At 54.4% G+C, this 11,451-nt stretch carries 9 protein-coding genes; 2 read left to right on the plus strand and 7 right to left on the minus strand.

Annotation, left to right across the window (positions count from 1 at the left end; all coding sequences use genetic code 11):
* Window positions 1-46 precede the first annotated feature (46 nt).
* Both Z946_RS0108230 and Z946_RS0108235 read right to left on the minus strand, forming a co-directional pair.
* Window positions 47-460, minus strand: a complete 414-nt coding sequence (locus Z946_RS0108230) for a DUF7282 domain-containing protein (RefSeq protein ID WP_025055254.1) — start codon at window positions 458-460, stop codon at window positions 47-49.
* Window positions 461-518: 58 nt separating this feature from the next.
* Window positions 519-1,211, minus strand: coding sequence for a sulfotransferase-like domain-containing protein (locus Z946_RS0108235; RefSeq protein WP_025055255.1), 693 nt, complete (start codon window positions 1,209-1,211; stop codon window positions 519-521).
* Between the two features lie 145 nt (window positions 1,212-1,356).
* On the opposite strand from Z946_RS0108235, the gene msrA reads away from it, so the two are divergent.
* The gene (gene msrA, locus Z946_RS0108240; protein WP_025055256.1) at window positions 1,357-2,022 is read left to right on the plus strand and encodes a peptide-methionine (S)-S-oxide reductase MsrA; all 666 of its coding nucleotides are present in this window, start codon (window positions 1,357-1,359) and stop codon (window positions 2,020-2,022) included.
* On the opposite strand, the gene Z946_RS0108245 is transcribed toward msrA, so the two are convergent.
* The 3 genes from Z946_RS0108245 to Z946_RS0108255 are packed head-to-tail and all read right to left on the minus strand — an operon-like array spanning window position 2,019 to window position 6,926.
* Complete coding sequence (locus Z946_RS0108245; RefSeq protein ID WP_025055257.1) at window positions 2,019-2,891, minus strand: ribokinase; 873 nt, start codon at window positions 2,889-2,891, stop codon at window positions 2,019-2,021. The two genes, msrA and Z946_RS0108245, sit on opposite strands and share 4 nt — an antisense overlap.
* Window positions 2,888-5,146: an NADP-dependent malic enzyme gene (locus Z946_RS0108250; protein ID WP_025055258.1), complete on the minus strand. Its 2,259-nt coding sequence runs from the start codon at window positions 5,144-5,146 to the stop codon at window positions 2,888-2,890. Before Z946_RS0108250 ends, Z946_RS0108245 begins: the two co-directional genes overlap by 4 nt.
* 58 nt (window positions 5,147-5,204) lie before the next feature.
* Window positions 5,205-6,926, minus strand: a complete 1,722-nt coding sequence (locus Z946_RS0108255) for a glycosyltransferase family 61 protein (protein ID WP_025055259.1) — start codon at window positions 6,924-6,926, stop codon at window positions 5,205-5,207.
* A gap of 168 nt (window positions 6,927-7,094) precedes the next feature.
* On the opposite strand from Z946_RS0108255, the gene mutS reads away from it, so the two are divergent.
* Window positions 7,095-9,716, plus strand: coding sequence for a DNA mismatch repair protein MutS (gene mutS / locus Z946_RS0108260; RefSeq protein ID WP_025055260.1), 2,622 nt, complete (start codon window positions 7,095-7,097; stop codon window positions 9,714-9,716).
* Between the two features lie 31 nt (window positions 9,717-9,747).
* Here mutS and Z946_RS0108265 read toward each other — a convergent pair whose 3' ends face one another.
* Together Z946_RS0108265 and hrcA are read right to left on the minus strand one after the other, a co-directional pair.
* Complete coding sequence (locus Z946_RS0108265) at window positions 9,748-10,311, minus strand: nucleotide exchange factor GrpE (RefSeq protein WP_025055261.1); 564 nt, start codon at window positions 10,309-10,311, stop codon at window positions 9,748-9,750.
* Between the two features lie 9 nt (window positions 10,312-10,320).
* Window positions 10,321-11,355 (minus strand): heat-inducible transcriptional repressor HrcA, encoded by a 1,035-nt coding sequence (gene hrcA / locus Z946_RS0108270; protein ID WP_025055262.1) that lies wholly within the window; start codon window positions 11,353-11,355, stop codon window positions 10,321-10,323.
* Between the last annotated feature and the right edge of the window lie 96 nt (window positions 11,356-11,451).

Raw genomic sequence — 11,451 nt, forward strand, 5'->3', positions numbered from 1 at the left:
AAGGTCCGGGCCAACTACTCATTACGCGTTACAACAGGGTGCAGCGCTACTGCGCGGTCACAACTGACATAACAAGTTTACCATCCGGTTTAATCGGACCGTCTTCTTTGGCCCCCAGGGTATATTCAAAGACGCCCGTTTTCATGCCACCCGTTTCGGCATGGACCATCAGCATCAGCATTTCTCCGGGCTGTACAGCTTCCTGCAAAATGGCGGCGACATCGGTGTTTTCACCACCACGCAGTGGCGCATAGCCGATAACCGGACCCGGCTTCATTTCGGCGTCAGTGCGGTGGACGACCAGCCAGCCGTTTTCACCGGCAACGACTTTCTCCGCACTCACAATGCCGTTCGACACATCCTGATCTGCTGCTTCAACCATTGGCGTTGCATGCGCAGCTGCGTAGGCAACACTCGCCGCACATGTCAGTGCCACGATAGAACTCAGTACATATTTCATCATATCTCTCCTCGTTTGTGCCAAAGACACGAAAGAAGAGATGACTAAGTTTCAAAAATTATTTGAGACGCGCCTCATACATCCGGTTGTAGATCGGAAGCGCGTGATCCAGCACGTCCGAGAAACGCGTATCAACGTCGGGAAGAGGACCTTCGGCACCGGCAAAGCCCGTGCTCTCATGCACCGCGTGGTACCAATGCTTCGCCCAGATACCGTCAAAAGTTCGGGGACCAGCGGGCCAACTTAGCATCGCCGGATCAAACGGAAGGTCGATCGTCGCACACAACTTGCGTAACATGCCTTCCGGATCGTCGCGGATATCGGCGCTATCAATAACCACGCCGCCGAACTTCTCATAGAACCTCTGCTGCTGCTCAAAACCCACGTCGTCGAATGACAACTTATCTCTTTTGGCAGCGTAGCTTGCCATCACACGCGCGGGATGGCGGATGAGGTGGATATGAACACAATCCTCCGCCCAAGACAGTGGAAAACCATCAATCATATGATGCGGCATATGTTTCATGTAGATATGCGGCGCACCGGCGCGCATGCATTCTTTTGCTACCAACTGCGGATCAGTCTGATGCGCCGTGATGATCTCCTCGTGCATCGGATGCGGCTCTCCGGTTGCGTGTAGATAGGCCGCGTAGAACGGTTCATCCATCGCAAGGAAATCCGGCCGGTTCCCAAAGCTATACATCATTGCCGTGCTTAGGTTTCTGGGTCCGGACCACATCGCGATGCGCATAAATTCTCCTTACATCGATCCGAAACCTAGAAATGTTACGATCCAATGCCAAGCGGTAAACCACGATCACCACTGCGTGAAATCCCGGTCCGGGCCTTGTGCCCAAGACGCTTCAGATGCACCGTTACGGAAAGAGGAGAGCGTCATGTCCCATTTTTATCGTCTAAAAATCTTTGCCCTCGCCGGTCTGATCACGATTGGATTGATCGTCCAGACAAATGCAGCACGCGCAGCAGAAACAGAAACATTGACCGTCGCAGGCGGGTGTTTTTGGTGTGTGGAGGCAGACTTCGAATCCGTTCGCGGTGTGAAAGAGGCCGTATCAGGTTTCGCTGGCGGCAAAACGGCCAACCCGACCTACAAGCAGGTTACCGCAGGTGGCACAGGCCATTACGAAGCCGTTCAGATTACATTCGATCCTTCAGTCGTTACGCGTGAAACACTGCTTGGTTTGTTCTTTCGGTCGATTGATCCCACAGATTCGGGCGGCCAATTCTGTGATCGGGGTGCCAGCTATCGCTCTGCCGTATTTGCGGCCAACCCTGCACAAAAAAAAGCTGCTGAAGAAGCCAAGGCAGATGCCCAGTCCGCATTAGGCAAAACGGTTGTGACACCCATCCTGAACGCCGCACCATTCTATCCGGCAGACGCTTACCATCAGGACTATTACAAAAGCAGTGACCGGTTGGCTGTCTCTTCCGTGGGCTTGGCTGTCAAAAAATCGGTCGCCTACAAGCGCTATAGAAAAGGCTGTGGTCGCGACGCGCGTGTGAAGCAGCTTTGGGGCTCGTCCGCACCCTTCGCAAGCTAGGAAAAATCGTGGTCCTGGATTTCTTTGAGGTCCGGGATCACATCTGCCGTCCCCTCGCGAGACACCATTAAGGCACCGGCACGCATTGCAAGATCAATAGCATCGGGCATTGATAACCCTCGATCCAGACCCGCAACAAGATATCCTGTAAACGTGTCACCAGCGCCGGTCGTATCTACAACGTCCGTCTTATACGCGGTGAACTTTCTCTCTGTATTGCTTTTATTAGAGACCCAATTGCACCCTTCAGCCCCCAAGGTGACGACAATTTCAGCAACCGGCAATTCGGGCAAAGTGGCGTTTAGCGCTTCTTGCAACTGGTGGGCTTCGACCTCATTCATCACAAGTATGTCGATTTGCGGCAATATCGCGCGGACCGCATCAGCATCGAATGGCGCGGCAGCATAGACAGTCGGCAACCCTAATGTCTGAGCCGTTCGAGCCGCAAACCTTTGGCCGGATGTTTCATTCTGCATCAACAAAAAATCACCGGGACTAGCTTCGGCCAAGGCACCACCAATCATCTGTTCAGTAATTTCTGCATTCGAGCCGGGAAAAAGAACAATATTGTTCTCTCCGGTCTCATCAATATTGATATTCGCATGTCCTGTGGGTGTAGCGACGGTTGAAATATGGCGGGTGTCCACGCCATATTCCATCATCCGGTCGACAGCCCATCGTCCATCCGTGCCTACCGCGCCAATATGCGCCACGCGCGCGCCGCCACGAGCGGCAGCGACAGACATATTCGCACCCTTTCCACCTAATCCCTGATGGAAATGTCCCGCGGCAATTGTTTCGCCTGCGGCGGGAAGCCGTGCGAGCCGGTAGAAGTTATCAGCGTTGATTGATCCCAAGTTCCAAATCATTCGCCAACCTTGCATGCGGCAAGGATCGCCATGTTCAGGATGTCATTTGCCGTTGATGTCGTCGAACAGATCTGGATGCTTTTATCCAAACCGGTCAGGATCGGACCAATCACAGTAGCCCCCGCCATTTCCTGCATCAACTTCACAGAGATGCTGGCCGAATGACGTGCGGGAACCACCAGAATGTTGGCCGGCCCGCTCAGGCGTGAAAATGGATATTGTGCCTGAGCTGCGGCATTCAGGGCAACATCGACTGTCATCTCACCTTCGTATTCGAAATCAACGCCACGCTGGTCCAGCACTTTGGGTGCCAGCATCATCTTCTCGGCGCGTTCGGATACAGGATAGCCGAAGGTCGAAAAGCTGACGAATGCCACGCGTGGCTCGATGCCCATGTGCCGCGCCACCGCCGCGCCACTTTCTGCGATATTCGCCAGATCATTCTCATCCGGCCATTCGTGAACCAAGGTATCAGCGATAAACACAATTCGGCCCTTGAGCATAAGTGCTGTAATGCCCGTTGAACCATGCTCCGCATTTGCTTCGAACACATGGTTCAGCCGCTCAAGCACATGGGCAGATTTGCGAGTCGCACCGGTGACAAGGCCATCACCATGACCATGCGCCAGCATCAAGGCGGCGAAGACGTGTCTGTCACGCGCGGCAAGACGGTGAATGTCTTTGGCGTCAAACCCGCGCCGTTGCAGACGCCCGTACAAGAAGTCCTTGTAGGTGTCTAACTCGGACGTATTCGCGGCGTTCACCACTTCAAGCTCGCGCACGGCATCTGACATTCCCGCCTCTTCGAGCTTTTTCTTCACGTCGTCAGAACGGCCAACAACCAGTGCTTTTCCAAGGCCGGACCGCTGATATGTAACCGCAGCCCTAAGAACGCGGGCATCATCCCCTTCGGCAAAGATCATCGTTGCCTGATTTGCACGCGCACGTGCGTTAATGCCACGAAGGATATTTGCAGTCGGATCCATGCGGGATTTCAGGCTTTGTTCGTAGGCGTCCATGTCGATGATAGGACGCCGTGCCGCACCGGTGTTCATACCGGCGCGGGCAACCGCAGGCGGAATACGCCAGATCAGGCGCGGATCAAACGGTGTGGGAATGATATAGTCGCGACCGAAGGTAAGTGTCTTGCCATAGGCAACCGCGACTTCATCCGGTACGTCCTCGCGAGCAAGGTTTGCCAGCGCGTGCGCGCAAGCGATCTTCATCTCGTCATTGATGGCGCGCGCGTTGATATCAAGTGCACCCCGGAACAGGTACGGGAAGCCAAGCACGTTGTTGACCTGATTAGGGTAATCGCTGCGACCTGTCGCGACGATCGCATCTTCGCGTACCGCATGCGCCTCTTCAGGAGTAATCTCTGGATCGGGGTTCGCCATTGCAAAGATAACCGGATTGTCCGCCATGCTCGCAACCATCTGCGGAGTAACAGCGCCTTTCGCAGATACCCCAAGGAAAACATCTGCCCCGTTCATTGCTTCTTCCAGTGTGCGCAACTCGGTGCTTGCCGCATGGGCCGATTTCCATTGGTTCATGCCTTCGGTGCGACCTTGGTAAATCACACCTTTTGTATCGCACATGATGCAGTTGTTCTGCTTGGCACCCATCGATTTCAGCAGCTCGAGGCAGGCAATACCCGCCGCACCCGCGCCGTTGAGAACAATCCGCACGTCCTCGATCTGCTTGCCAGAGATATGCAGCGCGTTGATCAAACCAGCGGCGCAAATCACTGCCGTTCCGTGCTGGTCGTCGTGGAAGACTGGGATGTCCATTTCTTCCTTGAGCCGTTGCTCGATGATGAAACACTCTGGCGCTTTGATATCTTCAAGGTTGATCCCGCCAAACGTCGGGCCCATCAGCTTCACCGCATTGATGAAAGCATCTGTGTCTTCGGTATCTAGCTCGATGTCGATTGAGTTCACGTCCGCAAAGCGTTTGAAAAGGACGGATTTCCCCTCCATCACCGGCTTGGACGCCAGCGCACCCAGATTTCCCAGACCCAGAACGGCTGTACCGTTGGAAATGACCGCGACAAGATTGCCTTTGTTGGTATAATCGTAGGCCGTTTCCGGATTCTGCGCGATTGCCTCGCATGGAACAGCAACGCCCGGCGAATACGCAAGGCTCAGATCACGCTGGGTGGTCATCGGTACGGTTGCGGTAATCTCGAACTTGCCAGGTGTCGGTTCAAGATGGAAGGCAAGTGCCTCGTCGTCGGTAATTCTGTTCTTGGTCACGGCGCGGATATTCCCTTGTTTTGGCGTAACCTAGCTGTGAAATTCGCGGCGCACAATCTCAGGCGACGTAGCGCACCCAGCCATGGTTTCCCAAAAATGCGTCATGCCGCTCGGGGAAATCTACTTTGAGACGGGAAAGCGCCCAGCGGATAACCTGGGGTCTTTCACATCGCTTCGCACACCAGATCATCCTGATGAGCGTTTGCCAGCGTGTCGGGTCCGCTTTGTGCGCAAGGTCCAATGCAACAAGTTCTGATTTCGGTTCGTCCAGATCCTTGTGGCAATCCGCCTTAAGCAGGCAAAGCCGTGAGCTTTGTATCAGAAGGTTATGATGCTTCTCCAAAAGCCCAATAGCATGCTCGGCCCCCCCTACTTCAAGGACCTCTCTCGCAAGTTCCGCAACCAAGCGGGGCGTCTTTAGTTGAGGATACTGACCGAACAGCACAACGATAAACGCCATGATCCGCCCGATGGCTTCTTCGGAAAGCGCCGCAGGAACCAACCCATCTTTGGCAAAATTCGGCTCGGACAGCGGATCATCCTGACGAAAGTCCGCAAAGAAGCTGACGTACTTACACTTCGAAGCATGTGCGACCGACCAGAAATCCCCCCACCTGATCTGCGCTGTTTGAAGCGTGCCGATCTCGATGACATATGTATCCGGCGACGCAAACAGCATGTTTGTGAAACCAGCGCCATGATAAGACACCATCATTTCTGCGCGTGACATCAAGGCAATCTGCTCAAGCGGGCTCAGGCTCTCAAAAACAACATATTCAAATCCGAACAGCTCAAGGTGTTCGAACAGCCGCTCTTCACCCTCCATATGACGGGACCTGCTTTGGCGGGTATCACGACCAACGAAAAAGCGGGTCGGAAGGTGGTCAAAGTTCTGACCATCAATCGCACGCAATGCCCTCTCCCTCAAAGATAGAAGGCTGGTGTTTACGCTGTTGATCGCGAGCAAGCGCTGTTTTGCAGCCGGCGCGGTCCCATCAGTCTTTAGCTCAATCGAAGGCATCAGGTCTTCTATGTCTCCCGATACCTCTTTGGGCGCTTGCAAATGCCCGCCGATCAGGTCGTAAGCTGTCAGAACCTTGGCGTAATCCTTGGGGACACGCTCGAAATGCACACGTCCTTCAAATTCAGGGAACAATGCCGCGACAAATGCTTGTGCAAAAGGTTGTTGTTTTTCGACGGCGTTGGGGAAATGGAAATAGATGTCACCCGGAAAGTCGAGACCATCCAGCACCGTCAGTTGCGCCAGAGATTCAGTGATGAAGTGATAATAGTTGAACGTGTTGCGGCACTCGACTGCGAAGGCAGTATCAGTGTCTAACAGGCCTGAATAGAGCGGTATCTCTTTACCTTCATTCCCGATCCGGCAATTTGCAAAGTAAGCGTCCAGCCGCTCACTGGTATCCTGACCGGCCTTCGTGTTCTCCCAACCGTACTTGTTCACCACGCGAATTCCAGCAGCACCCGTCAACAAAAGCCGGTCACGCGCCATCAAGTAGGACTTGCGGAAACTCGCCTTGTCTAGCATCGCAGGAACAGAGTTGTATTCGATCGGCTGCTTGAAAGTTTGCGACTGCTTTGAATTCTTAAGGACGTTTTTGATCTTCTGATTAATCTGGGGATGCGCGCTGGTCGCAAAGCCGGATATACGCGCACCTTCAATTGGCCTCCAGACAAACTCAGGCTCAAGCAATAGCTTGAAACCCGGGTCGCGCCATGGATTGAGAAACACGACCTCCGGCGGCAGTAGGAAATTGATCATGTTGCGCACGGTTCTCGGCTGCCCTTTTGCTCGATTAGGGATAGTTTTACCACGAAAGCGGCACCCGTCTAGCGTGAAGCCTGTCAGGCGCCCCTTTCCCTGTGAGGCGTGGTTTTGTACAGACAGGTTCATAAGGGGACACCTGTGACCAACGCAAAAACAACACCGATGATGGCCCAGTATCTGGAGATCAAAGCAGAGCACGAAGGTGCGTTGCTGTTCTACAGGATGGGCGATTTCTACGAGATGTTCTTTGATGACGCTGTCGCCGCGGCCGAAGCGCTGGATATTGCCCTGACCAAGCGCGGAAAACATGACGGGGAAGATATCCCGATGTGCGGTGTTCCTGCCCATGCGGCAGAAGGTTATTTCCTTACCCTTATCCGAAAAGGGTTCCGCGTTGCGGTCTGCGAACAGATGGAAAGCCCGGCTGAAGCTAAAAAACGGGGCTATAAATCCGTGGTCAAACGGGAGGTTGTGCGACTGGTGACGCCCGGAACGCTGACCGAAGATTCCCTGCTTGAAGCGCGCCGGCACAACTATCTTGCTGCTTTCGCAGAAGTTCGCGATCAACGCGCGCTGGCATGGGTAGATATTTCGACCGGCGCGTTCCATGTGATGCCTTTGCCGCAAGTTCGGTTAGGGCCGGAGCTTGCACGTCTGAACCCTTCGGAGTTGCTGGTTTCAGAGACCAAAGAGCGAGACATGCATGAGCTTGTTGGTGACTTCGGCATTTCGTTGACCGGTTTGGCGCGGTCCTCGTTTGACAGCACCGCTGCGGAGAACCGTATTTGTCAGCTTTTCAATATCGCGACGCTTGAGGCATTTGGCGGGTTCGACCGTGCTGAAGTGTCAGCGATGGGCGCCCTGATCGACTATCTCGAGATCACTCAAAAGGGCAAACTTCCACTTCTGCGACCGCCTCAAAAGGAAACGGAAGACCGGACCATTCAGATTGATGCCGCAACGCGCCGAAATCTGGAATTAACACAGGCCCTTAGTGGTGGGCGAAGCGGATCGCTGCTGTCGATCATGGACAGAACCTGCACTTCTGTCGGCGCAAGATTGCTCGAACGAAGGATTTCCAGCCCTTCGCGTATTCCAGCGACGATTAATGAACGCCTTGATGCGGTCGACTTCGGTTTTCAACAAACCCGTATGCGGCAGGATGTGCGCGACACCTTACGGAAGGTCCCCGATCTGGACCGCGCATTATCACGGCTCTCGCTCGATCGTGGCGGGCCACGTGATCTGACGGCGATCCGCAATGGTTTGGCCGAAGCTGAAAATCTGTCCAGTCTTCTGGCATCGCACGACCTGCCCACTCTGCTCTCTCACGCGGCAGACACCTTAGTTGGCCACGATGATCTGATTGCGCTGTTGGAAACCGCGCTTGTCGCAGACCCGCCGATGCTTGTACGGGATGGCGGTTTCATTGCGCCAGGCTACGATCCTGAACTGGATGAGGCACGAAAGTTACGAGATGAAGGGCGGAGCGTCATCGCAGCGATGCAGGTGAAATTCGTCTCTGATACGGGCATTTCCGCCCTCAAGATCAAACATAATAATGTGCTTGGGTACTTTATTGAGACGACCTCGACCCATGCCGAAAAGATGCTGTCTCCGCCACTCTCCGACACGTTCATACACCGTCAGACAACCGCAAATCAGGTCAGGTTCACGACGGTGGAACTTTCTGAGCTTGAAACCAAGATTCTGAACGCAGGAAATCATGCGCTTGAGATCGAAAAGCGGCTCTATGAAAGCCTGAAAGGCGCTATTCTGAAATGTAGCGGTGAGATCGGCCAGACGTCTGCGGGCATTGCCGAGATTGACTTGACGATGTCGCTGGCAGAAAGCGCTGGGCTTGAGGGTTGGGTCAAACCGAAAGTTGATGACAGCAGAGCATTTGAAATCTCCGCCGGACGCCATCCTGTTGTAGAGCGTGCATTATCGCAGCAATCGGGCGAGCCCTTCATCGCGAACGACTGCGACTTGAGCGCCGAACAACACCGGGCGAATATCTGGTTGCTCACCGGTCCGAACATGGCAGGTAAATCCACCTTTCTGAGACAAAATGCGTTGATCGCACTTATGGCTCAAATGGGCAGCTTTGTGCCGGCGACATCCGCTCATATTGGCATTGTCAGTCAGTTGTTCAGCCGTGTAGGTGCGTCCGATGATCTGGCGCGGGGACGGTCCACATTCATGGTCGAAATGGTTGAAACCGCAGCGATCCTCAATCAGGCTGACGACCGTGCACTTGTCATTCTTGATGAAATCGGGCGCGGCACGGCAACGTACGACGGTCTGTCGATTGCTTGGGCAACGCTTGAACACCTGCACGACGTGAACAAATCCCGCGCGCTGTTCGCCACCCACTACCACGAGATGACAAGCCTTTCCGGTAAGCTTGACGGCGTCGATAACGCGACTGTTGCCGTGAAAGAATGGGAGGGCGAAGTGATCTTTCTTCACGAGGTCCGAAAGGGTGCCGCGGATCGTTCATACGGTGTTCAGGTGGCGCAGCTCGCAGGCTTGCCACCAAGCGTCATTTCGCGGGCGAGGGTCGTCTTGGAAGCCCTCGAAAAAGGGGAGCGTGAAGGCGGTGCAAAACAGAAGACGCTGATCGATGATCTGCCCTTGTTCTCAATGGCACCCCCTCCTGCGCCGACGCCCCCGAAGACATCAAAGGTAGAAGAGCAGTTGGCAGCAATAAGCCCGGACGAGCTTTCGCCAAAAGAAGCACTCGACCTGATCTATAAATTGAAAGAGGCGGCCAAATCCTGACCGCCTCCAATATTCGAATGTGAAAAACTGCTTAGCTCGCTGGCTGAGAAGACACACCAACCTGCGCGGGACGCAGGAGACGGTCGTGCAGCATGAAACCTTCTGCCGCTACTTGAATAATGTCACCGGCTTTTGTTCCCGGTACAGGTGCTTCGAACATCGCCTGATGATGCTGTGGATCAAACCGGTCTCCAACTACGGGCGCAATCACTTCGATCCCGTGCTTTTTGAAGACGTTCAGCAGTTCGCGCATCGTCAGATCAACACCTTCAAGCAACGGGCCGGAAACAGCACGCTGTTCTTCGGTCGCAGCCTCAAGCGCACGTTTCATGTTATCATAGACCGGAAGCATATCACGTGCGAGCTTTGACCCGCCGTAGTTTTCAGCCTCGCGGCGGTCTTTGTCAGAACGCTTGCGTGCATTCTCCGCATCGGCCAGCGCGCGGGTAAATCTGTCTTTGTACTGATCCCGCTCGGCGCGAAGCTGCTCCAGCTCCAGCTCTTCATCATCAATCTCGGCTTCTTCTGCGGCAAATTCCTCTGCCATCGCTTCTTCGAGATTATCCAGAAATTCGTTTTCGTTCGGCTCTGCCATATTTCACCTCTAGCTGCGGTCGGACACCAGTTTACCAACCAGCTGTGCCGTATAATTCACAATCGGTACAATGCGTCCGTAGTTCAGACGCGTCGGGCCAATGACCCCAACTGCACCAATCACCTTTCGATCAGCGTTCATATAAGGGGAAACGACGAGAGAGGAACCCGAAAGTGAGAAAAGTTTGTTCTCTGAGCCAATAAAAATGCGCACACCGTCCCCACCTTCGGCAAGATCAAGAAACTCAGCGATGTCGCGCTTGCGTTCAAGGTCGTCAAACAGTGTCTTGATACGGTCAAGATCGCCCAACTCTGCCGTGCCTGCAATGAGGTTAGAGCGGCCACGGACAATAAGCCGTTCCGCATTTTCGTCTTCACCAGCCCAAAGCGCCAGACCACCCTCGACCAATTGCTGCGCAAGAACATCGATTTCCTGCCGGCGGGTCTGAATCTCTTGCGTGATGACACGCTGAAGCTCGCTGATGGTCTTCCCTTCAACGACAGCGTTCAGAAAATTTGCAGCCTCGCGCATCGAGCTGGGTGTCTGCCCCGGCGGAGGTGAGAAAAGACGGTTCTCCACGTGTCCGTCCGAGAATACGAGCACCACAAGCGCGCGGTCGGGTGACAGCGATACAAATTCGATATGTTTGATCGGCGCTTCATGCTTGGGCGTAAGAACAAGGGAAGCCCCCTGCGTCACACCCGACAGCGCAGAGCCCACGCGATCCAGAAGCCCGCCAACATCAGAAGCGTTATCGCCCATCGTCGCGTCGATCTTTTCACGGTCGATCTCTGTCGGGTCCCCCACTTCGATCATGCCATCAACAAACATGCGCAGGCCAAGCTGGGTCGGTATCCGGCCCGCGCTTGTGTGGGGCGAACCGAGCACGCCCATATACTCAAGATCCTGCATCACATTGCGGATCGTTGCGGCTGATACCTTTTCACTGAAATCGCGGGTCAATGTGCGCGACCCTACAGGGTCACCGCTCGCCAGATACCCTTCGACCACGCGGCGAAACACCTCGCGCGAGCGTTCGTTCATTTCATTCAGCAGATCGCTGGTTTCGGAATTCTGTTCAGGCATGATAGCCCTAATAGAGGTCGGTATGCCTGAAACGTCAATCGGGGTTGCATCAAG

The organism is Sulfitobacter noctilucicola, from assembly GCF_000622385.1.
GTDB classification, from domain to species: Bacteria; Pseudomonadota; Alphaproteobacteria; order Rhodobacterales; family Rhodobacteraceae; genus Sulfitobacter; species Sulfitobacter noctilucicola.